This is a genomic window from Streptomyces venezuelae (assembly GCF_008642335.1).
In the GTDB taxonomy this organism is placed as follows: Bacteria; Actinomycetota; Actinomycetes; order Streptomycetales; family Streptomycetaceae; genus Streptomyces; species Streptomyces venezuelae_F.
In genome coordinates, this window is sequence record NZ_CP029191.1 from 5,968,380 (window position 1) to 5,994,576 (window position 26,197).

The 26,197-nt window shown below is 69.4% G+C and carries 20 protein-coding genes and 2 pseudogenes; 12 read left to right on the forward strand and 10 right to left on the reverse strand.

Annotated features, from left to right (window positions below; all coding sequences use genetic code 11):
* The first annotated feature begins 133 nt into the window (after positions 1-133).
* Complete coding sequence (locus DEJ49_RS27050; protein ID WP_150186517.1) at positions 134-1,087, forward strand: bifunctional riboflavin kinase/FAD synthetase; 954 nt, start codon at positions 134-136, stop codon at positions 1,085-1,087.
* A gap of 329 nt (positions 1,088-1,416) precedes the next feature.
* On the opposite strand, the gene DEJ49_RS27055 is transcribed toward DEJ49_RS27050, so the two are convergent.
* The 8 genes from DEJ49_RS27055 to DEJ49_RS27090 all read right to left on the reverse strand — a co-directional run bounded on the left by DEJ49_RS27055 (position 1,417) and on the right by DEJ49_RS27090 (position 12,557).
* Positions 1,417-2,454 (reverse strand): ABC transporter ATP-binding protein, encoded by a 1,038-nt coding sequence (locus DEJ49_RS27055; RefSeq protein WP_190329456.1) that lies wholly within the window; start codon positions 2,452-2,454, stop codon positions 1,417-1,419.
* 29 nt (positions 2,455-2,483) lie between these two features.
* Complete coding sequence (locus tag DEJ49_RS27060; RefSeq protein WP_150188497.1) at positions 2,484-3,503, reverse strand: ABC transporter ATP-binding protein; 1,020 nt, start codon at positions 3,501-3,503, stop codon at positions 2,484-2,486.
* A gap of 38 nt (positions 3,504-3,541) precedes the next feature.
* Positions 3,542-4,492: an ABC transporter permease gene (locus DEJ49_RS27065; protein WP_150186518.1), complete on the reverse strand. Its 951-nt coding sequence runs from the start codon at positions 4,490-4,492 to the stop codon at positions 3,542-3,544.
* Positions 4,489-5,583: an ABC transporter permease gene (locus DEJ49_RS27070; RefSeq protein ID WP_150186519.1), complete on the reverse strand. Its 1,095-nt coding sequence runs from the start codon at positions 5,581-5,583 to the stop codon at positions 4,489-4,491. The genes DEJ49_RS27065 and DEJ49_RS27070 overlap by 4 nt, the downstream gene beginning before the upstream one ends.
* 3 nt (positions 5,584-5,586) lie before the next feature.
* Complete coding sequence (locus DEJ49_RS27075) at positions 5,587-7,506, reverse strand: ABC transporter substrate-binding protein (protein WP_150186520.1); 1,920 nt, start codon at positions 7,504-7,506, stop codon at positions 5,587-5,589.
* Between the two features lie 454 nt (positions 7,507-7,960).
* Positions 7,961-11,470, reverse strand: coding sequence for an SCO5717 family growth-regulating ATPase (locus tag DEJ49_RS27080; RefSeq protein WP_150186521.1), 3,510 nt, complete (start codon positions 11,468-11,470; stop codon positions 7,961-7,963).
* A gap of 276 nt (positions 11,471-11,746) precedes the next feature.
* The gene (locus tag DEJ49_RS27085; RefSeq protein WP_150186522.1) at positions 11,747-12,019 is read right to left on the reverse strand and encodes a type VII secretion protein EccE; all 273 of its coding nucleotides are present in this window, start codon (positions 12,017-12,019) and stop codon (positions 11,747-11,749) included.
* Between the two features lie 232 nt (positions 12,020-12,251).
* On the reverse strand, positions 12,252-12,557 hold the full coding sequence (locus DEJ49_RS27090) for a DUF397 domain-containing protein (protein ID WP_150186523.1): 306 nt from the start codon (positions 12,555-12,557) through the stop codon (positions 12,252-12,254).
* A gap of 587 nt (positions 12,558-13,144) precedes the next feature.
* Here DEJ49_RS27090 and DEJ49_RS27095 point away from each other — a divergent pair.
* From DEJ49_RS27095 to DEJ49_RS27125, 8 genes and pseudogenes are all read left to right on the forward strand, one after another.
* Positions 13,145-13,477: pseudogene (locus DEJ49_RS27095) on the forward strand (EsaB/YukD family protein); the annotation flags it as partial.
* A gap of 80 nt (positions 13,478-13,557) precedes the next feature.
* Positions 13,558-13,617, forward strand: a pseudogene (locus DEJ49_RS36785) (hypothetical protein); the annotation flags it as partial.
* Between the two features lie 174 nt (positions 13,618-13,791).
* Positions 13,792-15,189: a PQQ-binding-like beta-propeller repeat protein gene (locus tag DEJ49_RS27100; protein ID WP_150186524.1), complete on the forward strand. Its 1,398-nt coding sequence runs from the start codon at positions 13,792-13,794 to the stop codon at positions 15,187-15,189.
* A gap of 217 nt (positions 15,190-15,406) precedes the next feature.
* Positions 15,407-15,694 carry a 30S ribosomal protein S15 gene (gene rpsO, locus DEJ49_RS27105; protein WP_055568703.1) on the forward strand — a complete coding sequence of 96 codons (288 nt, stop codon included), beginning with the start codon at positions 15,407-15,409 and terminating at the stop codon, positions 15,692-15,694.
* A gap of 389 nt (positions 15,695-16,083) precedes the next feature.
* The gene (locus tag DEJ49_RS27110) at positions 16,084-18,300 is read left to right on the forward strand and encodes a polyribonucleotide nucleotidyltransferase (RefSeq protein WP_150186525.1); all 2,217 of its coding nucleotides are present in this window, start codon (positions 16,084-16,086) and stop codon (positions 18,298-18,300) included.
* Positions 18,297-19,676 carry a M16 family metallopeptidase gene (locus DEJ49_RS27115; protein ID WP_150186526.1) on the forward strand — a complete coding sequence of 460 codons (1,380 nt, stop codon included), beginning with the start codon at positions 18,297-18,299 and terminating at the stop codon, positions 19,674-19,676. Before DEJ49_RS27110 ends, DEJ49_RS27115 begins: the two co-directional genes overlap by 4 nt.
* 47 nt (positions 19,677-19,723) lie before the next feature.
* A complete protein-coding gene (gene dapB / locus DEJ49_RS27120) occupies positions 19,724-20,476 on the forward strand; it encodes a 4-hydroxy-tetrahydrodipicolinate reductase (RefSeq protein ID WP_150186527.1) in 753 nt (250 codons plus the stop codon).
* Positions 20,477-20,481: 5 nt separating this feature from the next.
* Positions 20,482-20,934: a hypothetical protein gene (locus DEJ49_RS27125; protein ID WP_150186528.1), complete on the forward strand. Its 453-nt coding sequence runs from the start codon at positions 20,482-20,484 to the stop codon at positions 20,932-20,934.
* A 9-nt stretch (positions 20,935-20,943) separates the two neighbouring features.
* On the opposite strand, the gene DEJ49_RS27130 is transcribed toward DEJ49_RS27125, so the two are convergent.
* Positions 20,944-21,507: a PH domain-containing protein gene (locus DEJ49_RS27130; protein ID WP_150186529.1), complete on the reverse strand. Its 564-nt coding sequence runs from the start codon at positions 21,505-21,507 to the stop codon at positions 20,944-20,946.
* Between the two features lie 122 nt (positions 21,508-21,629).
* Positions 21,630-21,869, reverse strand: coding sequence for a hypothetical protein (locus tag DEJ49_RS27135; protein WP_150186530.1), 240 nt, complete (start codon positions 21,867-21,869; stop codon positions 21,630-21,632).
* A gap of 200 nt (positions 21,870-22,069) precedes the next feature.
* On the opposite strand from DEJ49_RS27135, the gene thyX reads away from it, so the two are divergent.
* The 3 genes from thyX to DEJ49_RS27150 all read left to right on the forward strand — a co-directional run bounded on the left by thyX (position 22,070) and on the right by DEJ49_RS27150 (position 25,749).
* Positions 22,070-22,810, forward strand: coding sequence for an FAD-dependent thymidylate synthase (gene thyX, locus DEJ49_RS27140; RefSeq protein WP_150186531.1), 741 nt, complete (start codon positions 22,070-22,072; stop codon positions 22,808-22,810).
* 204 nt (positions 22,811-23,014) lie between these two features.
* Positions 23,015-23,914 carry a 4-hydroxy-tetrahydrodipicolinate synthase gene (dapA, locus tag DEJ49_RS27145; RefSeq protein WP_150186532.1) on the forward strand — a complete coding sequence of 300 codons (900 nt, stop codon included), beginning with the start codon at positions 23,015-23,017 and terminating at the stop codon, positions 23,912-23,914.
* A 149-nt stretch (positions 23,915-24,063) separates the two neighbouring features.
* Positions 24,064-25,749 (forward strand): ribonuclease J, encoded by a 1,686-nt coding sequence (locus DEJ49_RS27150; protein ID WP_150186533.1) that lies wholly within the window; start codon positions 24,064-24,066, stop codon positions 25,747-25,749.
* The last annotated feature ends 448 nt before the right edge of the window (positions 25,750-26,197 follow it).

A 26,197-nucleotide genomic window follows, 5' to 3' on the forward strand; every position in this document is an offset into this window, starting at 1 on the left:
CGCGGGAGTGACCCCCGCCACTCCCTCCGGTGCGAGCCGCGAGGTGTCGGCATGGCACTCTTAGTCCTGCGCAATCGGCAATGGGAACGTACAGATGTACGTGACGTATACGGGTTCGGCGAGGAGCAAAGAAGTGCAGCGCTGGCGTGGCTTGGAGGACATCCCCCAGGACTGGGGGCGCAGCGTCGTCACCATTGGTTCCTACGACGGCGTGCACCGCGGGCACCAGCTCATCATCGGCCGCGCGGTGGAGCGCGCCCGTGAGCTCGGCGTGCCCGCCGTCGTCGTCACCTTCGACCCGCACCCCAGCGAGGTCGTGCGCCCCGGCAGCCATCCGCCGCTGCTCGCCCCGCACCACCGGCGCGCCGAGCTGATGGCCGAGCTGGGTGTGGACGCGCTCCTCATCCTCCCCTTCACCACCGAGTTCTCGAAGCTGTCGCCCGCGGACTTCGTGGTCAAGGTCCTCGTCGACAAGCTGCACGCGCGCGTGGTCGTCGAGGGCCCCAACTTCCGCTTCGGCCACAAGGCGGCGGGCAACGTCGACTTCCTCGCGGAGCTCGGTGGCACGTACGACTACGAAGTGGACGTCGTCGACCTCTACGTGAGCGGCGAGGCGGGCGGCGGCGAGCCGTTCTCCTCGACGCTGACCCGGCGTCTCATCGCCGAGGGCGATGTCACCGGAGCGGCGGAGAGCCTGGGCCGGCCGCACCGCGTCGAGGGCGTCGTGGTCCGCGGCGCCCAGCGCGGACGGGAACTGGGCTTCCCCACGGCGAACGTGGAGACCCTCCCGCACACGGCGGTCCCCGCGGACGGCGTCTACGCCGGCTGGCTCCATGCCCAGGGCGAGGCGATGCCGGCGGCGATCTCCGTCGGCACGAATCCGCAGTTCGACGGGACGGAGCGGACGGTCGAGGCGTACGCGATCGACCGCGTCGGGCTCGACCTGTACGGGTTGCACGTGGCCGTGGACTTCCTGGCCTTCGTCCGCGGCCAGGCGAAGTTCGACACGATCGACTCGCTGCTGGTGGCCATGGCGGATGACGTGAAGCGGTGCGGGGAGCTTGTGGCGGCGGCGGGCCGATCGTAGTGCCTCGGCCGGCGTGACCGGCCCTGCCTGCGGCTGGGCGGCGGGCGCTCGCGCAGTTCCCCGCGCCCCTTGAACGCACTCGCCGTGGGGTGCCGGGGTCTTTACGCGGCTGCGGGCCGGTGGGGGCTGGTCGCGCAGTTCCCCGCGCCCCTGAAAGCGCCCGTTGGGCGCTCCCATGTCGTGGGAGCCTTGTCGCTCGTCCGGTCGTCGCAGGGTCGCGCCCCTGGGAAGCGCCCGTAGGGTGCTTCTTCAGGGGCGCGGGGAACTGCGCGAGCAACCACGATGTACGCGCACTCGACCACGGGCCCGGGGTTCCACGGCGATGGTGCTCAAGAGCGCGCCGCCGCCCAATGGCACGCGACCTGCGTCTCGCCCGCGCCGGAGAGCACCGGCAGATCCTCCCCGCGGCAGCGGTCCGCGACCCCCGTCCGGGCCGCCTCGCCGGAGGCGAGTACCTGGCAGCGGGCGTGGAAGCGGCAGCCGCCGGGGATGCGGGAGGGGTCCGGGGGCTCGCCCGTGAGGACCACCGGGTCACCGTCCGCTTCGGGCAGGACGGACAACAGGGCCTGGGTGTAGGGGTGTTGCGGCGACGTGAGGACCTCTTCCACCGTTCCCGTCTCCACGATCCGGCCCAGGTACATCACCGCCACCCGGTCCGCGATGTTCCAGGCGAGGCCGAGGTCGTGGGTCACCACCAGCGCGGACAGGTTCAGTTCGTCGCGGAGTCGTAGCAGGAGTGCCAGGATCTCGCCCCGTACGGACGCGTCCAGCGACGCCACCGGCTCGTCGGCGACGATGAGTTCGGGTTCGAGGACCAGCGCGCCCGCGATGACCACACGCTGGCGCTGGCCGCCCGAGAGTTCGTGCGGGTAGCGCAGGAAGAAGCGTTCGGGCGGGCGCAGGCCGGCCCGGGAGAGGGCTTCGGCGACCGCTGCCCGCTCGTCGCCCCGGTAGCCGTGGATGCGCAGCCCCTCCGCCACGGCGTCGTACACCGTGTGCCGCGGATTGAGCGACCCGCTCGGGTCCTGGAGGACCAGCTGGACCCGCTTGCGGTACGCCTTCAGGGCGCGGCCGGAGTAGTTCAGGGGCTCGCCGCCGAACGTGACCTTGCCGGACGTCGGGGGGACGAGGCCCAGCAGCGAGCGGGCCAGCGTCGTCTTGCCGCAGCCCGACTCGCCCACGAGGGCGACGATCTCGCCGCCCTTGATGTCGAGGTCGACGCCGTCCACGGCGCGCGCGGTGGGCCCGCCGCGGCGGCCGGGGAAGGCGATGTGCAGGCCGGCGGCGGTCAGCAGCGGCCCCTCGGGCGCCGCGACAGTGGTCTTCTCGGGTTCCGCGACAGTGGTCTTCGGCTCCTGCGTGGTCATGCGCGCGTCCTCTTCACGGGGGCTCTCGGTCACGGTGTGCGCTCCGCCGTCGCGGGAGCCGATGTGGGCTGCGCGGGCAGCGGCGCGCCCGCGTGGACGCAGGCCGCGCGATGGTGCGGCCCCGCGTCCCGCAGCGCCTGGTCCTCCGTGGCGCAGGTGTCGAGGGCGACCGGGCAGCGCGGATGGAACGTACAGCCCGTGGGGAGCGCGGACGGGTCGGGCGGATCGCCCGGCAGGCCGCGCGGCGCGAACCGCGACGTGATGTCGCCGATGCGCGGGAAGGCCGCCGAGAGCGCCTTGCCGTACGGGTGCCTGGCGTTCTCGTAGACCTCGGAGGCCGGGCCCTCCTCGACGACGCGGCCCGCGTACATCACCGCGAGCCGGTCACATGTGTCGGACAGTACGGCCAGGTCGTGGCTGATCATCATCAGGCCGAGGTCCTGCTCGGACACCAGCTGTTCGATGAGGCGGAGAATCTGCGCCTGGATCATGACGTCGAGCGCGGTGGTCGGCTCGTCGGCGATGATCAGCCGCGGATCGCAGGCGAGCGCCATCGCGATCATCACGCGCTGACGCTGGCCGCCGGACAGCTCGTGCGGATAGGCCTCCGCGCGGGCGGCGGGCAGCCCCACGTGTTCGAGGAGCTCGCCCACCTTGGTCTTCGCGCCGGCCTGCGTCGCCTTCTTGTGCAGCAGGATCGGCTCGGCGATCTGGTCGCCGATGCGGTGGACGGCGTTCAGGGAGTGCATCGCGCCCTGGAAGACGATCGAGGCGCCGGCCCAGCGCACCGCGCGGACCCGCCCCCACTTCATGGTGAGGACGTCCTCGCCGTCGAGCAGGATCTCGCCGGACACCTTCGTGCCTGCGGGCAGCAGCCGCAGCAGGGCGAGCGCGAGCGTGGACTTGCCGCACCCCGACTCACCCGCGACGCCCAGCTTCTGGCCCGCCTCGACGTGCAGGTTCACTCCGCGGACCGCGGCGGCGCCGTTCGCGTACGTCACTTCGAGGTCGCGTACGTCGAGCAGCCGCCGCGGGCTCGCTTCGGTCATGTCGGGCGGGCTCGCTTCGGTCATGTCGGTCGACTCGGTCAACGGGAGGCCCCCAGCCTGGGGTTGAGCACGGATTCCACGGCGCGGCCGCACAACGTGAACGCCAGCGCGACGACGGCGATGGCGAGACCGGGCGGGGCGAGGTACCACCAGTGCCCCGCGCTGACCGCGCCCGCCTCGCGCGCGTCCTGCAGCAGCCCGCCCCAGGAGACGCTCGTCGGGTCGCCGAGGCCGAGGAACGCGAGCGTGGCCTCGGTGAGGATGGCGCCGGAGATGACGAGCGTGGTCTGCGCGAGGACGAGCGGCATGACGTTGGGCAGGACGTGCCGGGACATGATGTGGCCGTGGCCGCCGCCGAGGGCCTGCGCCCGCTCGATGTAGGGGCGGGACTCCACGGCGAGGGTCTGCGCCCGGACCAGGCGTGCCGTGGTCGGCCAGGTCGTCACGCCGATCGCCAGGATGATCGTCCAGATCGTGCCGGACATCACCGCGGCGAGCGCGATGGCGAGCACGAGCGTGGGCATCACGAGGAACCAGTCGGTGATGCGCATGATCACGGTGGCGTACCAGCCCTTGAAGTGCCCGGCGGTGATCCCGACGAGCGTGCCGATGGCCACCGAGAGGACGGCGGCGAGCAGTCCCACGGTGAGCGACATGCGCGCGCCGTACACGAGCAGGCCCAGCAGGTCGCGTCCGAACTGGTCGGTCCCCAGCGGGAATTCACCGCTCGGCGACTCCATCGGGTCGCCCGGCGCGCCGGTCACGCTCTGCGCGTCGGAGCCGACGAGCAGTGGCGCGAAGACCGCGGCGAGGGCGATGAGGACGAGCACGGCGAGGCCGACGAGTCCGGCGCGGTGCGTGCGGTACTCGCGCCAGAAGCGCGCCGCGGAGTGCCTGCGCCGCGTCCAGGCGAGTGACCGCGCGCTCTTGGCGGCAGTCGGCGTGTGGGTCGCGGGTACGGGGTCGGTCGGTGCGGATTCGGTCGTCATCGGCCCACCCGGGGATCGAGCAGCGGATAGATCACGTCGGCCAGGGTGTTCATCAGGATCACCGCGACGGAGAAGACGAAGAACAGTCCCTGCACCAGCGGCAGGTCGGGCACGCTCAGCGCCTGGTAGAAGAGCCCGCCGAGGCCCGGCCAGGAGAACACGGTCTCGACGAGGATGGCGCCCGCCACGACCGTGCCGAGGTTGACGAACATCAGGGTGACGGTCGGCAGCATGGCGTTGGGGACGGCGTGCCGACGCCGTACGAGATCGTCCCGGAGCCCCTTCGCCCGCGCGGTCGTCAGGTAGTCGCTGCCCATCTCGTCGAGCAGGGACGACCGCATGACGAGCAGTGTCTGGGCGTACCCGACCGCGACGAGTGTGACGACGGGAAGCACCATGTGGTGCGCGACGTCGACGACGTACGCGAAGCCCGTCTCGCCGCCGGACTCCAGGCCGCCGGTCGGGAACATCCCGGGAATGGGCCCGATGCCCACCGAGAAGGTGATGATCAGCAGCAGCCCCAACCAGAACGACGGCACCGAGTACAGCGTCAGGGCGAGCCCGGTGTTGAAGCGGTCGCCGAGCCTGCCGTTGCGCCACGCGGTGCGCGTGCCGAGCCAGATGCCGATGATCGTGTAGAGGACGTACGCCGTTCCGGTGAGCAGGAGCGTCGCGGGCAGCGCCTCGGTGATCTTGTCCATCACGGGAGCGTGGAACTGATAAGACGTGCCGAAGTCGCCGCTCAGCACATTGCCGGTGTAGTCCCAGAACTGGGCCATGACCGACTTGTCGAGGCCGAACTCCTCGCGCATGGCGGCGAGTTGTTCGGCCGAGACGCGCTTGCCGCCCGTCATCTGCTTGACGGGGTCGCCGGGGATCAGCCGGAACAGGAAGAAGCTGGTGACGAGCACGGCGAACAGCGACACGACGGCGCCGCCGATCTTGCCCGCCACATAGAGGAGGTAGGCGCGGGTGTTGCGGTCCCGGGGCCCGCGGGCCGACGCCGCCCCGGCGGCGGCCGGGTCGCCGTCGGCCCCGGGACCCTTGGGGCCCTCGGTGTCGAGCAGTGCGGGATTGCTGTCAGCGGTCATGCGTTACTCGCGGTCCTCTGCGGTAGAACGGCGGCGCAGGGCGAACAGGACTCCGCCGCCCACGAGCACCACCGCGGCAGCGGCGATACCGATGATGACACCGGTCGAGCTGCCGTCCTTGGAAGAACTCTTCCCATCCGCGGGCACGGCCGACCACCAGCTCCAATATCCGTCCTGGCCGTAGATGTTGCCGGCGGCCGTCGGCATGGTGGTGATGGACTTGATCTGGTCGGTGCGGTAGGCCTCGACGGCGTTCGGGTACAGGAGCACGTTCATGTACCCGGAGTCGTACAGCCACGACTCCATCTGCTTCACGATGTCGGCGCGCTTGCCCGGGTCGTACTCGGCGAGCTGCTTGTCGTACAGGCTGTCGAACTTCTTGTCGCAGATGAAGTTGTCCGTGGCCGCGCTCTCCTTGGCCTTCTTCGGCAGCGCGGCGCAGGTGTGGATGCCGAGGACGAAGTCCGGGTCGGGGTTGACGGACCAGCCGTCGAAGGCGAGGTCGTACTCACCCGCGTACCAGGGCACGGACACGTCGTCGAGGCAGTTCACCTTGAGCCCGATCCCGAGCTCCCCCCACCACTCCTTCAGATACTTCCCGACGGCCTTGTCGTTGGGGTCGGTGGCGTGACAGAGGATGCGGAAGTCGAGAGGCTTTCCGTCCTTCCCGACCCGCTTGCCGTCACTGTTCTCCTTGTACCCCGCCTCGTCGAGAAGTTCGGCGGCCCGCTTCGGGTCGTACTTCAGCTCCTGCTCGGCGGACGGCTTCCAGGCGTACTCGGAGAAGCGCGGCGGAATGTATCCGGCCCCTTCGACAGCATGCCCCTGGAAGACCTTCTCCACGAGCGCCTCCCGGTCGACGGAGAGGAAGAGCGCCTGCCGGACCCTCTTGTCGAGCAGCGCGGGATGCCCGTCACCGAACTTCTTGCCGTCGAGGGTCTTGGCGCCGGGGTTGGTGGCGAGGGCGAAGAAACGCCGCCCGGGTCCCTCGTTGACCTTGATGTTGTCCTCGTTCTTCAAGGACTCGGCCTGCGCGGGAGTCAGCGCGGGCTGCCCGGCCACGAACGACACCTCGCCCTTCCTGAGGGCGGAGACGGCGGCGTCCTGGTCCTTGTACGTCTTGAAGACCAGCTCGTCGAACTTGGGCGCCCCGCGCCAGAAGTCCTTGTTGGCCTTCAGCCGTACGTACTGGTCGACCTTGTAGTCCGTCAGGGTGAACGGCCCGTTCCCGACGATCGGGAAGTCCTTGTCGTTGTTGAACTTCGAGATGTCGTCGACCTTTTCCCAGACGTGCTTGGGAACGATGGGCACATCGAGTGCGGCCATGGTCGCCTGCGGCTTCTTCAACTCGATGACCAGCTTGGTGGGGCTCGGCGCGGTCACCTTCTTGAAGTTGGTGACGAAGTTCGAGTTCGCGGTGGCGGTGCCTTCCTTGGACATCACCTTGTTGAACGTCCACGCGGCGTCCTCGGCGGTGGCCTGCTTCCCGTCCGACCACTTGGAGTCGTCCCGGATGGTGTACGTCCAGGTCAGCTTGTCGTCGGAGGACTCCCACTTCTTGGCGAACCCGGGGATCGCCTTGTTGTCCTTGGCGTCGTAGTTCGTCAGGTACTCGTACGTCAGCCGGTGGATGCTGGTGCTGAGCAGCCGCTGGGCGAGGAACGGACTGAGCGAGTCGACGCTCTGCGCCACGGCGACGGTGAGCACGTCCTTCCCACCGCCGTCCTCGGCCTGTGCGAGCTGCGGCCCCGGATTGAGCGGCGTGGCGAGACCGGCCGTCAGAGTGAACGCGGCGACGCCACCGGCGAGGACGAGCTTCAGGGGGCGGTGGGGGTGGGGGCGACGACGGGAGTGGCACTGGTGCCGGGGTGTTGCTTCCCGCCGGGGTGCTGCTGATCTGCCGTGCTGATCTTGTGTGTCCATGGGTCGGTGACCTCGCGTCATCGCTCGCGCAGGGATGGCTGGTTGCACATTGTTCGATCAAGAAACGTCAGCTGGTTGCTGTGTGTTTACCAGCGCCGGTCTGCGCGCGTCAACGGCGTGCGCACCCCATGTGGCCTGCGGAAATAACGAGTTGACCGGTATGGAGCACACATTGGTCGAGACCAGTGACGCGTGGCTGGTGAGGGGGTGACGGCTGGGGGAGGGGTGACTTGACCTGGCGGTCCGGGGGGTGCGGGCGCGGTCGGGGTTGGGGCGCGCCCGGGGCGGGCTGTGTGGCGGGACGGGTTCTGGGGCCCTCCCTGCTGTGGGCAGGCGTTCCGCACGGCGGAACGGGTGGGCACAGCCCCCGGTGCCGGGTGGGACGTACGGAGGCGTACATGCGGGTGGGCCCGCACCGAGGAACGGTGCGGGCCCACTGATGAGTCGGCGGTGACTACTGCTGCTGCTGCGGAGGCGGCGGCTGCTGGAAGGGCGCGCCGGGCTGCGCGGGCGGAGGAGCCTGCTGTGGCTGCTGTGGCGGTTGGGGTTGTTGAGGCTGCTGCGGCTGCCACCCCTGCGGGGCGCCGGGCTGCTGCGGATAGGGCTGCTGCCCGGGCTGGGGCGCCTGCGGCTGGGGCTGGGGCTGTTGGGGAGCGTACGGCTGAGGTTGCTGAGGAGCGTACGGCTGCGATTGCGCCTGCGCCTGCGCCTGCGGCGAAGCCTGCGACACCTGCTGCCCCGGCATAGGCGGAGCCAAATGCGGCGGCGGATTCCCATCCGACGTCCACAGCCCCTGCTGCTGCTGTGCCCGCACGAAGTCCTCCGCGACCATCGCGGAAAGATTGAAGTACGCCTCCCGCACCTTCGGCCGCATCATGTCGAGATCGACCTCCGCACCGGCGGCGAGATGCTCGTCGAAGGGGATGACGACAACGCCCCGGCACCGCGTCTCGAAGTGCGACACGATGTCGTCGACCTTGATCATCTTGCCGGTCTCGCGCACCCCGGAGATGACGGTGATGGACCGCGAGACGAGATCGGCGTACCCGTGCGCGGAGAGCCAGTCCAGAGTCGTCGATGCGCTGCTCGCACCGTCCACGGACGGCGTGGAGATGATGATCAGCTGGTCGGCGAGGTCGAGAACCCCGCGCATGGCGCTGTACAGCAGCCCCGTACCGGAGTCGGTGAGGATGATCGGGTACTGCTTGCCCAGTACGTCGATCGCGCGCCGGTAGTCCTCGTCGTTGAACGTGGTCGACACGGCCGGGTCCACGTCGTTGGCGATGATCTCGAGCCCGGACGGCGCCTGCGAGGTGAAGCGCCGGATGTCCATGTACGAGTTGATGTACGGGATCGCCTGGACGAGGTCACGAATGGTCGCCCCGGTCTCGCGCCGCACGCGCCGGCCGAGCGTACCGGCGTCGGGGTTGGCGTCGATCGCGAGGATCTTGTCCTGCCGCTCGGTGGCGAGCGTGGAGCCCAGCGCCGTGGTGGTGGTCGTCTTGCCGACGCCGCCCTTGAGGCTGATGACGGCGATGCGGTAGCAGGAGAGGACCGGAGTACGGATCAGCTCCAGCTTGCGCTGCCGCTCGGCCTCCTCCTTCTTGCCGCCGAGCTTGAACCGCGAACCGCCCGCGGGCCGACTGCTCTTGGCCTTGGGCTTGGTGTTGCGCAGCAGCCGGTCGGAGGACAGCTCGACGGCAGCGGTGTACCCGAGCGGAGCCCCGGGATTCGTACGCTCCCGCTGATCGTGCTGCACGGCCTGCGGCCAGGCGGCACCGGTACGGGGGTCGACGGGGGCTTGGGGCTGCTGGGGCTGCTGGGGCTGCTGGGGAGCGTAGGGCTGAGCGGGAGGCTGAGCCTGGGCGGGCACGTGAGGCTGCGGTTGGGCAGGTGCCTGAGGCTGGGCCTGGGCCTGCTGCTGCGGTGCGGCCTGCTGCTGAGGCGCGAGCGGCTGGTTCGGGAAGGGCTGCTGGTTCGAAAGGGGCTGTGCGCCAGGAACGGCCTGCTGTCCGGGAACCTGCGGCTGTGCCGGGAACGGCTGCGCGGGCTGTACAGGCTGTACTGGCGGCTGCGGCGCCTGCTGCCCCTGCGGCGCGGGTGCTTGCGGGAACCCGTAGCCGCTGCCCGGGCCGGCCGATTCGGGCGTGACCGGAGCGGTGGGGGCGGGGGCGAAGTTCTGCGGGGGAACGCCGGGCGCGGGGGCGCCGGATTGCGGGAATCCGTAGCCGCTCTGCGGGGGCTGCGGAGCGGCAGGCGCGGGGGTGGGGTTGGGGTTGGAGTTCTGCGCGGGCGGGGCCGGCGTGGCGGCGGGCGCGGTCTGCGGGAACCCGTACGCGCCCTGCGGCGCCTCGGGGGTCGCGGGTGCGGGCGGAGCGGAGTTCTGGGCAGGCGGAGGCGGCGCTGTGAAGGGCGTGCCGGGGGCGGCGGCAGGCGCGGTCTGCGGGAACCCGTACGCGCCCTGCGGCGCCGCAGGAGCGGCGGGCGTGGCCGGAGTGGCCGGAGTGGAATCCTGGGCAGGCGGAACGGGCGCCGCGAACGGCGCGCCGGGAGCGGCGGCAGGCGCAGGTGCGGTCGGAGGCCACGTACCCGGCGCGGGCTGAGGGGCCTGCGGCTGAACCGGCGCAGCGGGCTGGACCTGCGCCTCCGGCGTCTGGCCGGCCGCAGGCTGCTGCGCGTCCGGCGCGGGCACGGGCCATTGCGGAGCGGCGGTGGGAGCCGCGGGCTGGAACGCGGGCGGCAGCGGAGGCAGCACGTCCTGAGGAGAGGGCGGCGGAGGCCAAGCGGACGGCACGGCGTCCTGTACGACATCGTCAGCCCCGCCGGAGCCGGACGAACTGACCTCGTGGTCCACGGAACCGTCTGCGGACTCACCGGACTCGGCAGACGCACCGGATTCACCGACGTCATCGGACGAGACCACACCGGACTCGTCCACGCCGGAGGAAGCAGCACCAGAGGAAGCAGCACCAGAGGAAACCGCACCGGAGGAAGCCGAATCAGCGGAAGCCACACCAGAGGAAGCGGAAGCCACGTCGGACCGCTCGGCCTCGGCCCCGGCCTGCGCCTCCACGTCCCGCCCAGCCGCAGCGGCCAGCTCCTCGAACTCCCGCTTCAGGGCGCGAGCGGAGAACCGCATGGTGGCGCCACTCTCAAGATCGCCACCGCCAAGACTCTCACCGGCGGGTTCGACGACATCGCTGTCGGCAGAGGCGGAGGCAGCCCCAGGCGAGGCCTCGACCTCCTGCTCCTTTGCCTCCTCGGCCTCCACGAGGGCGTCGACGTCCTTCTTGGGCACGACGCCCGTCACATGCACGGAAGCCGCAGGCCCGGCGAGGGCCCCGCTCCAGTCGGAAGCCCCACCACCGGAAGCCACGGGCGGCACGGAGGAAGGGGCGTCCGGAGACTCGACGTCGACGGCGGAGGACCCAGCAGACGCCGAGGCACCTGTCTCCTCCGCGTCATCCACAGAAGCGGAAGCATCCGAAGAATCCGAAGCAGCCCCGGACCCCGCAGGCTGAAACCCACTCCCGACGGGCAACTTCGGCACCACGCCGGGAACACCGGCCGAAGGCGGCCCCAGCGGCAGCGGAGGAGGCGGCGGAGCGGCGAAGGAGGGCATGGCGGGAGCGGGAGCCGCCGGCGCGGAAGCAGCGGCAGGCCCGGCGACACCCGAACCGGAACCCGAGGAGTCGGACTCCTCCGAGCCAGACTCCTTCGAGCCGGAGGAATCCGCAGCAGCGGAGGAATCCGACGCAGCGGAGGAATCCAACGCACCCGACGTGGAAACAGGCGCCGCCGAAGGCGTCTCACCCGCACTGCCGGAAGCGTTCTGCGTGTACCAGGCAGGCGGCGCGTAGTCGATGGTGAACTCGCCCGTCGTCTCGGCAGCGGACTCCGCGTCGGACTGATCATCGACGGGTGAGTCCCAGCCCCTGCGGATCTCGTCCCGATCGCTGTTCACAATGCCTCCTGATGTGGTCGAGCACCCTCGTGCCGTGGTGGGGGGCGACCGTTCCTGTCGTCCGATCCGCCTGGCTCTCCCCGTTGAGGGACGCGTAGGACCCGTTCAAGGGTTCTGGCGTCGCGCCCTGTCCCAGCCTAATCACCAAAACCAGGAGCACGGCAGGGCAGTCCGCCCCACCCATGCTGTCCATTGGGTCACGCTCCACGCAGAAGCGATCCACGTACATCAAACGGTGACAGACAAAACCCTCAACGCCCGACACTCCACCCCGAATTACCAGAGGCCGCGCCTGATCAGTCCATCCGTCGAGCGGTACCCAACAATCCGGTCTCGGCATCCGTGCAGCGACTCCTGTGAGTCGACTCGCGAGCTGGTCCGCGGTGCGCACCACGCACCTCTGGGCCCCGTCAGGCCGCCTCCGCGCGCTGGCACGGCCTCGGGGGAGAGCTGCGGGTCGAGCGTGAGGGCGATCCAGGTGATCCGTACGGTCGGCGCGCCCGTGAGGGCCTGCGGAACCGCCGTCACGAACGTTCCGTCACCGACCATGCCGACCTGCCGACGGTCCCGCCCGCTGTAGGCGTACGTCCGGAGAGCGGGGTCGCATTCGACCGCCGGTACCCCGGGCCGGGCCGACGGCGACTACCGAGACGGCGACCTGAAGGGGGCGAGTTATGCGCAGTGACCCCGTGCCGGGGCAGGGCGTAGACGAAACGGGGTGGACGCGCGCGGGAGGCGTCCACCCCGTTCTCCGTACGCCGGTACGCGGCGTGGCGTCACCTCACTCGGTCGCCGCGACCCCGCCATTGCGCACCGAAGGCTCCAGGTCGAACTCCCCGTCCCGCGCGCCGAGGACGAACGCCCGCCATTCCGCGGCCGTGTACCGGAGCACGGTCTCCGGATCCAGCGACGACCGCATGGCCACGGCGCCCTCGGGCAGGTACGCGATCTCCACACGCTCCTCGTGCTTTTCGGTGCCCGGCGCGCTGTGCCACTCGACGCCGGAGATGTCGAGGGCGTAGAGCTCCTCCTTCTCGCGTTCCTTGCGAGCCTTTTCCTGCGCCTCGGTGTCGGGTGCGTCGGTCATGGCGGAGGGTCCCTTCACAACATACGAAAGAGCTGTGGGGCCACCCTACTTGCGGGCTCTGTCCCTGTTCAGACGTTGGAGAGAACGGCAGCCCCTCAGAGGCCGCACCCCGTCCCCGCCGTGGGCCCGGGCGCCAATGAACCGCACATACCTGCGCGAAGTCCACACTTCAGATATCCGAGACAGTCGCGCCGCAGGCCCGCCAACTGCCCCTACTCGCCTCGGCGGTAGCGGATCAGCATCGCCACGGACATGGCCACCGTCGACGCCACCATGACCATGCCCATGACCTTCATGAGCGGGTGTGCGCTCGCCACTCGGGGATAGGGTGCCCGACGTGCACACGAGTGGCAGGTGATCCAGTCGACCGTTGAAGGGGTCAACTGCCCGCAGAATGCGGGCATTTCCCGGTACGTGTCGGGGGCACGGCTCAGAAATAGGCCACGGGGGTCGGTTCTCCCACGGCCGCGCCACGCCGTACGAGACAGTCGGTGCACAGGGCGCGGGCGCAACACCGGCAACAGAGGGCGCCCGGACCGCCCGTGCCCGGCGATGGCACCGGCATCGGTATTGAGGGGGAACAGCAGGTGAGCACGACGGCCTCCACGACGACCATCGCATTCGGGCGGCCGAGCGGCGGAAACCCTCCCGCAAGCACATCCGGACGCGGGGCAGGGGCCCGGACCGACACGGCCTTCGGCTTCTGCCGGGTCACCATCGTCGCGCCCGACAGTCGCATCGACGTGGCGCTGCCCGACGACGTCCCGGTCGCCGGCCTCTTCCCCGAGGTTCTGCGGCTCTCCCGGCAGGGCCCGGCCGAGGGCGCACCGGTCGGCTACCACCTCGTACGCCGCGACGGCACCGTCCTCGACAGCGCCCACACCTTCGCGACCCAGCGCATCCTCGACGACGAGTTCCTCGCGGGGGTACGCACGCGGGTGCACGGCGACCGGGCTTCTTCCGCTACCCCACCCAGGTCGCCGCCGTACTGACCGCCGGCCTGGTAACCCTCGTCCTGCTCGGTATCGGGCTCTGCCGCGACCTGCCCACCGGTTCGGCAGGTGGCAGCACCGCACTCGACCTGCGGACCATCTGGCTCGTCGCGGCGATCACGGCGTCCCCCAGCCCATTCGTACCTGCGCAGAAAGGCCCTACCAGCGTGAGCTTCGGCCCGCCCCCGTCCCCTTTCACCCAGTCCACACTGGCGGCAGCCGAGGGAAAGAAGCGCCGCACGGTGCTTGTCGTCGGCGTGCTGCTCGCGCTGACCGCGGCGCTGTGCGCGGGTGGCTGGGTCCTGTGGGGGAGGGGCGGTGACAGCACGTCGAAGCCGGACGCCGACCGGGCCCGGCCCGCCGACGCCATCAGGGAGACAGTGGAAACGCCTCCCAGGACCCCGGAGGGCGGCACCGCTGCCGAGTACGTGGACAAGCCCCTCAAGGAGGGCCAGACCGCCTCGGCGAAGGGCACATGGGCGACGGAGAAGATCGTCGCGAAGGGCATCGTGAACGTCGTCAGAGGATTCAGGATCGGCGACTCCGAGAAGGTCTGGCAGCTCAAGTTCCCCGGCCCCGTCTGCGCGGTGACGCGCCACGTCAGCGTGGACGGCAGAACGGCCGTCGCCTTCTCCGGCGAACGCCCCAAGAAGACCGACACGGGCGAGGGGGACACCGCCCCGTGCGACCGGATCGCGGTGTTCGACATCGACACGGGCAGAAAACTCTGGGACAAGAAACTGCCCGGCGAGGCCGCTCTGGCGATGGGCGTCAACGTGACGATGACCCGGGGGACGGTCGTCGCGGTCTCCGGGCAAGCCTCGGTGGCGTACGACATGACCAGTGGAAGGCGGCTGTGGACCGACACCTCGGTCTCGAAATGCGCCGACCTGGGGTATGCCGGGGGCCGTGGCCTGGTCGCCCTCGTCCGGTGCGGTGACTCCGGGGACCCCGAGTTCCGCGTTCAGAAGGTCGCCCCGCGTACGGGGAAGACCCTGTGGACGTACAAGGTCGCCGCGTCGATCAAGGGGGTCCACCTGGCCTCCTCGTCACCGCCCGTCATCGCCGTCGCGGCCGGGGACCTGACGTCCACCAACCTGATCGCCCTCAGCGACGACAAGGGCAGACAGCGCGGCACGATCCGTCTTGAGGGCGATCGCTACGTACATGGCTGCGACGAGACCTTCAGCGCCGAGGTGGAGCGCTGCACCGGGGTGGTCGTCGGGAAGCGGCAGCTCTACATGGCGACGAAGCCGCGAGAGTTCTCTCCGGAGACGTCCCGCGGCCCGGTGGCCAACGAGATCGTCGCCTTCGATCTGGCGACCGGTAACACCGTACGCAAATTCGATGCAAGGCCTGGCCGTCCGATGTTCCCGCTGCGCATGAGCGGGGACAAGGTGATCGCCTACCGGGAAGCCGCGACCGCGCCCTCCGCGGCCGTCAGCCTGGACCCGGACTCGGGGAAGGAGTCCCTTCTGCTGCTCTTCGGGGAGGACGAAGCGCCGGAGATGAACGGCCTGGAGCCGCCCGAGGTCGTCTACGAGCACGGCCGCATCTTCCTGGCCGCCACGAGCGTCACGCGGTCCAAGGGCGACGGGCCCCAGCAGTGGGTGATGAGAGGATTCGAGAGCAGCGGCTGACCGTCGCGCCGGGCCCGCCACGCCGACTGGTAACCTGTGTAACGACCGTCAGTCTGCATACCCCCGGATCCCGCAGGGATCAGGACGGGAAACGCAGGGACCCGGACCCGCGAGGGCCCGCCCGACGGCTCATCCCCGCCTCCCGAGTCACGGAAGCCCCCCTGAGACGTAGACCAGGGGCACTCGGAGGCACTCGAAGACATCACGAGGAGTACGCGTGTCGCTCGACGCCGCTACGAAGAAGCAGATCATGACCGAGTTCGGCCAGAAGGAGGGCGACACCGGCTCCCCCGAGGTCCAGGTGGCGCTGCTCTCTCGCCGCATCTCCGACCTGACCGAGCACCTCAAGACCCACAAGCACGACCACCACTCGCGTCGTGGTCTGCTGATCCTGGTCGGTCAGCGTCGCCGCCTGCTGCAGTACCTGGCTAAGAAGGACATCCAGCGCTTCCGTGCGCTGGTCGAGCGCCTGGGTATCCGCCGCGGCGCGGCGGGCGCCAAGTAAGACGGCGTGAAGGGAGCGGTTCCCACTCGAAGCACTCGAAGGGGGCCGCTCCCTTTGCTGTACATGCGCGCTGTCACCGACGCTTTGTAGTCTGGTGACATACGCACGCCCCCGGGGCAAGAGAATCCGGGGGCGGCGAGAACGACGTAAGAACGAAAAACCCCCACGAGGGAGAGGCGCACCAGCCGCCGCCGGTCCTCGGTAGTGGCCCCCGGGAGACATCCCCGGGTGCTTCGATCGAAGACCGGCCCGCAACGACGGCGCGCTTCTCCACACCGTCCCGGCGGCCGCGCACGACGCGCGGCCGCAGACGAACGGGACACCGCCCTGGTCCACACGGGATCCGGGCGGGACGACGAAACGTAGACACGTAGACACGTAGGAGAACAGTGGAGAACGAGACCCACTACGCCGAGGCCGTCATCGACAACGGCACGTTCGGCACCCGCACCATCCGCTTCGAGACGGGCCGCCTGGCCAAGCAGGCCGCCGGCTCCGCCGTCGCGTACCTGGACGACGACACCATGGTGCTGTCGGCCACCTCCGCTTCCAAGCGGCCCAAGGACCAGCTCGACTTCTTCCCCCTGACGGTGGACGTCGAGGAGCGGCAGTACGCCGCCGGCAAGATCCCCGGTTCGTTCTTCCGTCGTGAGGGTCGCCCCTCCGAGGACGCGGTCCTGACCTGCCGCCTGATCGACCGCCCGCTGCGTCCTTCCTTCAAGAAGGGCCTGCGCAACGAGATCCAGATCGTCGAGACGATCATGGCGCTCAACCCCGACCACCTGTACGACGTAGTCGCGATCAACGCCGCCTCCTGCTCCACGCAGCTGGCCGGCCTGCCCTTCTCGGGCCCGATCGGCGGCACGCGCGTGGCGCTCATCAAGGGCCAGTGGGTCGCTTTCCCGACGCACACCGAGCTCGAGGACGCCGTCTTCGACATGGTCGTCGCCGGTCGCGTCCTGGAGGACGGCGACGTCGCGATCATGATGGTCGAGGCCGAGGCCACCGAGAAGACCATCCAGCTCGTCAAGGACGGCGCCGAGGCGCCGACCGAAGAGGTCGTGGCCGCCGGTCTCGAGGCCGCGAAGCCCTTCATCAAGGTCCTCTGCAAGGCCCAGTCGGACCTCGCCGCCAAGGCCGCCAAGCCCACCGGCGAGTTCCCGGTCTTCCTGGACTACGAGGACGACGTCCTCGAGGCCCTGACCGCCGCGGTCAAGACCGAGCTCGCCCAGGCGCTCACCATCGCCGGCAAGCAGGAGCGCGAGGCCGAGCTGGACCGCGTCAAGGAGATCGCCTCCGAGAAGCTGCTCCCGCAGTTCGAGGGCCGCGAGAAGGAGATCTCCGGTGCCTACCGCGCGCTGACCAAGAAGCTGGTCCGCGAGCGCATCATCAAGGACAAGGTCCGCATCGACGGCCGCGGCGTCACGGACATCCGTACGCTGGCCGCCGAGGTCGAGGCCATCCCGCGCGTGCACGGCTCGGCGCTGTTCGAGCGTGGCGAGACCCAGATCCTGGGCGTCACCACCCTCAACATGCTCCGCATGGAGCAGCAGCTCGACACCCTCTCCCCGGTGACGCGCAAGCGCTACATGCACAACTACAACTTCCCGCCGTACTCGGTCGGCGAGACCGGCCGCGTCGGTTCGCCGAAGCGCCGCGAGATCGGCCACGGCGCGCTCGCCGAGCGCGCGATCGTGCCGGTGCTCCCCTCGCGCGAGGAGTTCCCGTACGCGATCCGTCAGGTCTCCGAGGCCCTCGGTTCCAACGGCTCGACGTCCATGGGCTCGGTCTGCGCCTCCACGATGTCGCTGCTGAACGCCGGTGTGCCGCTGAAGGCCGCCGTCGCCGGTATCGCCATGGGTCTGATCTCCGAGGAGATCGACGGCCAGACGCACTACGTCGCCCTCACCGACATCCTCGGTGCGGAGGACGCCTTCGGTGACATGGACTTCAAGGTCGCCGGTACGAAGCAGTTCGTGACCGCGCTGCAGCTCGACACCAAGCTCGACGGCATCCCCGCCTCGGTCCTGGCCGCCGCGCTGAAGCAGGCCCGCGACGCGCGTCTGCACATCCTCGACGTGATGAACGAGGCCATCGACGTTCCGGACGAGATGTCCCCGAACGCGCCGCGCATCATCACCGTCAAGATCCCGGTGGACAAGATCGGTGAGGTCATCGGCCCCAAGGGCAAGATGATCAACCAGATCCAGGAGGACACCGGCGCCGACATCACGATCGAGGACGACGGCACCATCTACATCGGTGCCGCCGACGGTCCGGCCGCCGAGGCCGCCCGCGCCACGATCAACGGCATCGCCAACCCGACCATGCCGGAGGTCGGCGAGCGCTACCTGGGCACCGTCGTGAAGACGACGACCTTCGGTGCGTTCGTCTCCCTGCTCCCGGGCAAGGACGGTCTGCTGCACATCTCGCAGATCCGCAAGCTCGCCGGCGGCAAGCGCGTGGAGAACGTCGAGGACGTCCTCGGTGTGGGCCAGAAGGTCCAGGTCGAGATCGCCGAGATCGACTCCCGCGGCAAGCTCTCCCTCATCCCCGTCATCGAGGGTGAAGAGGACGACGACCAGAAGGACGACACCGACAAGTGACGTCGCGTAGCACCACGACGACGGCCCGCACCTCCTCGGAGGCGCGGGCCGTCGCCCGTACCCAAACCCTCATCAAGGGCGAGAACGGCATCGGCACCGTCCGCAGGACGACCCTCCCCGGCGGCCTGCGCGTCGTCACGGAGACCCTGCCGTCCGTGCGCTCGGCCACCTTCGGCATCTGGGCCAACGTCGGCTCCCGCGACGAGACCCCCTCCCTGAACGGCGCCACGCACTACCTGGAGCACCTCCTCTTCAAGGGCACCAAGAAGCGCAGTGCCCTCGACATCTCCGCCGCGCTCGACGCGGTCGGCGGCGAGATGAACGCCTTCACGGCGAAGGAGTACACGTGCTACTACGCGCGCGTGCTCGACACGGACCTGCCCCTCGCCATCGACGTCGTCTGCGACATGCTGACGGGCTCCCTCATCCTCCAGGAGGACGTCGACGCCGAGCGGGGCGTCATCCTCGAAGAGATCGCGATGACCGAGGACGACCCGGGCGACTGCGTGCACGACCTGTTCGCGCACACGATGCTCGGCGACACGCCCCTCGGCCGCCCGGTCCTCGGCACGGTCGACACGATCAACGCCCTCGACGCGGGCCGCATCCGCCGCTTCTACAAGAAGCACTACGACCCGACGCACCTCGTGGTCGCGGCCGCCGGCAACGTGGACCACAACAAGGTCGTACGCCAGGTCCGTGCCGCCTTCGAGAAGGCCGGCGCGCTCCGCGACACCGACGCGACCCCGATGATCCCGCGCCAGGGCTCCCGCACCCTGCGCACCGCCGGCCGCGTCGAGGTCGTCAACCGCAAGACCGAGCAGGCCCACGTCATCCTCGGCATGCCGGGCCTGGCCCGCACCGACGACCGCCGCTGGGCCCTGGGCGTCCTGAACACGGCCCTCGGCGGCGGCATGTCGTCCCGCCTCTTCCAGGAGGTACGGGAGAAGCGCGGCCTGGCCTACAGCGTGTACTCGTACACGTCGGGCTTCGCCGACACCGGCCTCTTCGGCGTGTACGCGGGCTGCCGCCCCAGCCAGGTGCACGACGTCCTGAAGATCTGCCGCGACGAGCTCGACCAGGTCGCCGAGCACGGTCTGACGGACGACGAGATCGGCCGCGCCATCGGCCAGCTGTCCGGCTCCACCGTCCTCGGCCTCGAGGACACCGGCGCCCTGATGAACCGCATCGGCAAGAGCGAGCTCTGCTGGGGCGAGCACATGTCGGTCGACGACATGCTGGCCAGGATCTCCGCGGTCACCCCCGACGAGGTGCGCGAAGTGGCCCGCGACGTACTCGGCCACCGCCCGTCCCTGTCGGCCATCGGCCCGCTCAAGGACAAGCAGGCGGCCCGCCTCCACGAAGCGGTCGCCTAGTTCCGTACGGGCCCCACCTCTCGATACCTCTCGAAGGAATGAAGGACATGAGCAAGCTGCGCGTGGCGGTCATCGGCGCCAAGGGCCGTATCGGCTCCGAGGCCGTGAAGGCCGTCGAGGCCGCCGAGGACATGGAGCTGGTCGCCGCCCTCGGCCGGGGCGACAAGCTGGAGTCGCTGACCGAGGCGGGCGCCCAGGTCGCGGTCGAGCTGACCAACCCCGACTCGGTGATGGACAACCTCGACTTCTGCGTACGGCACGGCATCCACGCTGTCGTCGGTACGACGGGCTGGACCGACGAGCGTCTCGCGCGGCTGCGCACGTCGCTGGCCGCGTCCCCGGAGACGGGCGTGCTCATCGCCCCGAACTTCTCCATCGGCGCGGTCCTGACCATGAAGTTCGCGCAGATCGCGGCGCCGTACTTCGAGTCCGTCGAGGTCGTCGAGCTGCACCACCCGAACAAGGCGGACGCCCCCAGCGGCACCGCCACGCGTACCGCCCAGCTCATCGCCGAGGCCCGCAGGGAGGCGGGCAGCGCCCCGCAGCCCGACGCCACGACGACGGCCCTGGACGGCGCCCGCGGCGCGGACGTCGACGGCGTGCCGGTGCACTCCGTGCGCCTGCGCGGCCTCCTCGCCCACCAGGAGGTCCTGCTGGGCGGCGAGGGCGAGACCCTGACGGTGCGCCACGACTCGCTGCACCACAGCAGCTTCATGCCGGGCATCCTGCTCGGCGCGCGCCGCGTGGTGAGCACTCCGGGCCTCACGTTCGGCCTGGAACACCTCCTGGACCTCGGCTGAGCGACATGCGCGCGAAGATCACCTACGCCGTCACGGCTGCCGTCCTGGTCGTCTACTTCGTCCTGGTCGGCAGCCGCGGCGTGCTCCTGATAAAGCACGGCACCGCGCTCACCGTCACCTTCGGTGTCGCGGTGCTCATCCTGCCGTTCATCGGCATCTGGTTCCTCTGGAAGAACACCCAGTTCGTCCAGCGCGCCAACCGCCTCGCGGCCGAGCTGGAGGCCGAGGGCGGGCTGCCGGTCGACGAGTTGCGGCGCACCCCGGCGGGCCGTATCGACCGCGACTCGGCCGACGAGGTGTTCGCCCGCCGCAAGGCCGAGACCGAGGACGCGCCGGACGACTGGCGCTGCTGGTTCCGGCTGGCCGTCGCGTACCACGACGCCAGGGACACGCCCCGCGCGCGGAAGGCCATGCAGCGCGCCATCGCCCTGCACGCGGGCAGGCCGGTCGACGTCTGACGAAGATGGTCAGGCGGTGGGCCGGTACTCGTCGGCCCACACCTCGATGGAGTCGGCCGCGCGGTTGAACGCCTCGTGGCGCGCCAGGAAGTCCGCGTTGCGGTCGGTCAGGAGCAGCTGCTGCGGCCCGGTCGACTGCTGATCACGTCGTACGAGAACAAGTGCCTGGCCCTGGACCGTGCGGGGGAGTCCCAGCCAGCGCACCGGCTGCTGCGCGGTCCGCACGGCGGAGATCTGCTCCCACGCGAGCGTCTGTGTCGTCAGGAAACCGACCCTGCGCAGCCCGTGGGCGCTGACCCAGGTGCCCATGCGCAGCAGGCGCAGTGCGCTCACGATGATGAGGACGGCGAGCGCCGCGCAGATGGCGGCACCCGCCAGGGAGTCCGCGAACGCGATGATCACCGCGGCGAACAGGACGAACGAGGCGAGCAGCAGCAGGACCGCGCCCGCGCCCACACGCCAGGGGCCCGGCCGGTAGGGCCGGCGCCAGTGATCGCGGTCGTCGAAGGGCAGCGCCGCGTCGTGCGCCACGTCTTCGAATGCGCGGTCCGCGGTCAGGAAGGGCAGGGGCACGGGCTGATCCTCACTCGATCCACACATGGGCTGTGCCCGGTGAGGCTATCGAGCCGTGCCCCCCGCTACCACCCTTGGGGGTCCGGACGAGTTCAGTGCCGGACGATCATGGTCGGCCCCGGTCAGCGGTTGTCGGACGCTTCCGACTTCTGCGTGTGCGCGGGTGACTGGTCGGCCGACATCGCGGGCATCCCGAAGAGCAGGGATCCCACCAGACCGGCCACGACGGTGAGGCCGATCAGCGTGCGGCTCACGACCTGACTGGCCGACGCGCGCTCGCGGGGAGGGGGAGTGACGTTACTGCGGAACTTGTCGGCTTCGGCGATGAAGGCGAACGGGACGGGCTCTCGCCGACGGAACATGGGGTGCGCTTCTCCTCACGGGTCTCGAACGGAGCTGTGTGAGCTCTGTTACTTGGATAGACGCGTGAATCGCCCAAAAGGTGCCCTGTTTCGGCAAATTAGTCGAAGAATGTCGTGGCGGGTCACCGAACGGCCGATTGTCAGTGGCTGGCCATAGAGTGGGCGCCGCCCGAGTGATGCACATGGAAGGACCCCCGCCTGTGAGCGAGACCCCCACCGAAGACCTCAAGCCCAGCTTCCGCAGCGAGGTCACCGTCGAGCTGGTGAAGCATGCCGCCACCGACTCCGACGTCCTGTGGGCCGCCCGCGTCTCCACGGCGGGCGAGCAGTCCCTCGACGAGCTCCAGAAGGACCCGGAGCGCTCCAAGGGCCTGATCAACTACCTGATGCGGGACCGCCACGGCAGCCCCTTCGAGCACAACTCGATGACCTTCTTCATCAGTGCCCCCATCTTCGTCTTCCGCGAGTTCATGCGGCACCGCGTCGGCTGGTCGTACAACGAGGAATCGGGTCGGTACAGGGAGCTGCAGCCCGTCTTCTACGTCCCCGACGCCTCCCGCAAGCTCGTCCAGGAGGGCCGCCCCGGGAAGTACGTCTTCGTGGAGGGCACCGAGGCCCAGCAGGAGCTGACGAGCCGCGTCATGGAGGACTCGTACCGCCAGGCGTACGAGGCGTACCAGGAGATGCTCGCCGCCGGTGTCGCCCGCGAGGTCGCCCGCGCGGTGCTCCCGGTCGGCCTCTTCTCGTCGATGTACGCGACGTGCAACGCGCGTTCGCTGATGCACTTCCTCGGCCTGCGCACGCAGCACGAGCTCGCCAAGGTCCCGTCCTTCCCGCAGCGGGAGATCGAGATGGTCGGCGAGAAGATGGAGGAGCAGTGGGCCAAGCTCATGCCCCTCACCCACGCGGCCTTCAACAAAAACGGACGTGTGGCGCCCTAAGGGACGCGCCGTAAGGCACTGATGTGCGGGTGCACCGAGCGAAGTGTCCGGTTTGCGGCACTTCGTGAAGTTCATCTAGCCTGATCAAACGGACCCGGCACTGCTTGAACCCCCGAGCAGGCAGTGCCGGGCTCCACACTTGTCAGGTCCCCACACATCCCCCGAGGGGCGACCCCGCGCTGAGCAGCGAGTAGCGTGTTACCCATGGCTCCGACCTCCACTCCGCAGACCCCCTTCGGGAGGGTCCTCACCGCCATGGTCACGCCCTTTACGGCGGACGGCGCACTTGACCTCGACGGCGCGCAGCAGCTCGCCGCCCACCTGGTGGACGCAGGCAATGACGGCCTGGTCATCAACGGCACCACCGGTGAGTCCCCGACCGTCAGTGACGCGGAGAAAAACGATCTCGTACGAGCCGTACTGGACGCTGTCGGAGACCGCGCCCACATCGTCGCGGGCGTCGGCACGAACGACACCCGGCACAGTCTCGAGCTCGCCCGCGCCGCCGAGCAGGCAGGCGCCCACGGCCTCCTGACCGTCACGCCGTACTACAACAAGCCCCCGCAAGAGGGCCTGTTCCGGCACTTCACCGCCATCGCCGACAGCACCGACCTGCCCGTCATGCTGTACGACATCCCGGGCCGCAGCGGCGTTCCGATCAACACGGAAACCCTCGTCCGGCTCGCCGAGCACCCCCGGATCGTCGCCAACAAGGACGCCAAGGGCGACCTCGGCCGCGCCAGCTGGGCCATCGCCCGCTCGGACCTGGCCTGGTACTCCGGCGACGACATGCTGAACCTCCCGCTCCTGTCCGTCGGCGCCGTCGGCTTCGTCTCCGTCGTCGGCCACGTCGTCACCCCCGAGCTGCGCGCCATGCTCGAGGCCCACCTCACCGGTGACGTACAGAAGGCCACGGAGATCCACCAGAAGCTGCTCCCCGTCTTCACCGGCATGTTCCGCACCCAGGGCGTGATCACGACGAAGGCGGCGCTCGCCCTCCAGGGGCGCCCCGCGGGCCCGCTCCGTCTCCCGATGGTGGAACTGTCACCCGACGAGACGGCCCAGCTCAAGATCGATCTCGCGGCCGGCGGGGTACAGCTGTAACCACAGACTTCACAACTGAATAAGCGAGACCCGCGGGCGCGTCCCGGACGAACAACCGCCCGCAACCCCACACAACAACTGCTACTGCACGAACGTCATACGCGCCACGTGCCTTGGAGGTACGTGGCGCGCGTGGTGAGGAGAGTCTTTTGAGTCATCCGCATCCTGAACTCGGTGCTCCGCCGAAGCTCCCGAAGGGCGGCCTGCGCGTCACGCCGCTCGGCGGCCTCGGCGAGATCGGCCGCAACATGACCGTCTTCGAGTACAACGGTCGCCTGCTGATCGTCGACTGCGGAGTGCTCTTCCCCGAGGAGGAGCAGCCCGGAATCGACCTGATCCTGCCGGACTTCTCGTCCATCAGGGACCGCCTCGACGACATCGAGGGAATCGTGCTCACGCACGGGCACGAGGACCACATCGGTGGTGTCCCGTACCTCCTGCGCGAGAAGCCGGACATCCCGCTGATCGGCTCTAAGCTGACCCTCGCACTGATCGAGGCGAAGCTCCAGGAGCACCGCATCCGTCCGTACACGCTCGAGGTCGTCGAGGGCGACCGCGAGCACCTCGGCCCGTTCGACTGCGAGTTCGTCGCCGTCAACCACTCCATCCCGGACGCCCTGGCCGTCGCCATCCGCACCCCCGCGGGCATGGTCGTCGCCACCGGCGACTTCAAGATGGACCAGCTCCCTATGGACGGGCGCCTCACGGACCTGCACGCGTTCGCACGGCTGAGCGAGGAAGGCATCGACCTCCTCCTCTCCGACTCGACGAACGCCGAGGTCCCGGGCTTTGTGCCGCCCGAGCGCGACATCTCGAACGTGATCCGCGGTGTCTTCGCCGGCGCCCAGAAGCGCATCATCGTGGCGAGCTTCGCCAGCCATGTGCACCGCATCCAGCAGATCCTGGACGCCGCCCACGAGTACGGCCGCCGGGTCGCCTTCGTCGGCCGCTCGATGGTCCGCAACATGGGCATCGCCCGCGACCTGGGCTACCTGCGTGTTCCGCCGGGCCTGGTCGTCGACGTCAAGACGCTCGACGACCTTCCCGACAACGAGGTCGTCCTCGTCTGCACGGGTTCCCAGGGCGAGCCCATGGCCGCGCTCTCCCGCATGGCCAACCGCGATCACCAGATCCGGATCGTCCAGGGCGACACGGTGATCCTGGCGTCGTCGCTCATCCCCGGCAACGAGAACGCGGTCTACCGCGTGATCAACGGCCTGACCCGCTGGGGAGCGAACGTCGTCCACAAGGGCAACGCCAAGGTGCACGTCTCCGGCCACGCGTCGGCCGGCGAGCTCCTGTACTTCTACAACATCTGCAAGCCCAAGAACCTGATGCCGGTCCACGGCGAATGGCGCCACCTGCGCGCCAACGCCGAACTCGGCGCCCTCACCGGCGTCCCGCACGACCGCATCGTGATCGCCGAGGACGGCGTCGTCGTCGACCTCGTCGAGGGCAAGGCGAAGATCGTCGGCAAGGTCCAGGCGGGTTACGTCTATGTGGACGGCCTCTCCGTGGGAGATGTCGGCGAGCCGGCACTGAAGGACCGCAAGATCCTCGGCGACGAGGGCATCATCTCGGTCTTCGTGGTCGTGGACTCCAGCACCGGCAAGATCACCAGCGGCCCGACCATCCAGGCACGCGGCTCCGGCATCGAGGACTCGGCGTTCAACGCCGTGATGCCGAAGATCCACGAAGTACTGGGGAAGTCGGCCCAGGACGGCGTCGTCGAACCCCACCAGCTGCAGCAGCTCATCCGCCGCACGCTGGGCAAATGGGTCTCGGACAACTACCGCCGCCGCCCGATGATCCTGCCCGTGGTCGTCGAGGTCTGACCTTCACGACTGCGTGAACTCCGGAGCGGGGCGCCTCGATTTGCATCGGGGCGCCCCGCTCCGTTAGGTTTACGGCTCCGCCAGCGAGGGAAGCCCCGAGCACTCACGTGCCTGGGACCGACCGAGCGGGGCGGGAAATCCGACTCAGAACTTCTGATAAAGTCGGAGCCGCCGGAAAGGGAAACGCGAAAGCCGAAAGGCCGGAGCGGGAACCGGAAAGGCACCGAGGAAATCGGACACGAAAGAGTCTGATAGAGTCGGAAGCGCAAGAACAAAAGAAACACCGAAGGGAAGCGCCCGGAGGAAAGCCCGAGAGGGTGAGTACAAAGGAAGCGTCCGTTCCTTGAGAACTCAACAGCGTGCCAAAAGTCAACGCCAGATATGTTGATAACCCCGGCTCACTTCGGTGAGTTGGAGGTTCCTTTGAAAAAACACAGCGAGGACGCTG

Excerpts from the sequence above, each read along its gene's own strand:
- DEJ49_RS27055 (WP_190329456.1), bottom strand. The coding sequence starts at position 2,454 with ATGACCACGCAGGAGCCGAAGACCACTGTCGCGGAACCCGAGAAGACC.
- DEJ49_RS27060 (WP_150188497.1), bottom strand. The coding sequence starts at position 3,503 with ATGACCGAAGCGAGCCCGCGGCGGCTGCTCGACGTACGCGACCTCGAA.
- DEJ49_RS27065 (WP_150186518.1), bottom strand. The coding sequence starts at position 4,492 with ATGACGACCGAATCCGCACCGACCGACCCCGTACCCGCGACCCACACG.
- DEJ49_RS27070 (WP_150186519.1), bottom strand. The coding sequence starts at position 5,583 with ATGACCGCTGACAGCAATCCCGCACTGCTCGACACCGAGGGCCCCAAG.
- DEJ49_RS27075 (WP_150186520.1), bottom strand. The coding sequence starts at position 7,506 with ATGGACACACAAGATCAGCACGGCAGATCAGCAGCACCCCGGCGGGAA.
- DEJ49_RS27085 (WP_150186522.1), bottom strand. The coding sequence starts at position 12,019 with ATGGTCGGTGACGGAACGTTCGTGACGGCGGTTCCGCAGGCCCTCACG.
- DEJ49_RS27090 (WP_150186523.1), bottom strand. The coding sequence starts at position 12,557 with ATGACCGACGCACCCGACACCGAGGCGCAGGAAAAGGCTCGCAAGGAA.
- dapB (WP_150186527.1), top strand. The coding sequence starts at position 19,724 with ATGAGCAAGCTGCGCGTGGCGGTCATCGGCGCCAAGGGCCGTATCGGC.
- DEJ49_RS27125 (WP_150186528.1), top strand. The coding sequence starts at position 20,482 with ATGCGCGCGAAGATCACCTACGCCGTCACGGCTGCCGTCCTGGTCGTC.
- DEJ49_RS27135 (WP_150186530.1), bottom strand. The coding sequence starts at position 21,869 with ATGTTCCGTCGGCGAGAGCCCGTCCCGTTCGCCTTCATCGCCGAAGCC.
- dapA (WP_150186532.1), top strand. The coding sequence starts at position 23,015 with ATGGCTCCGACCTCCACTCCGCAGACCCCCTTCGGGAGGGTCCTCACC.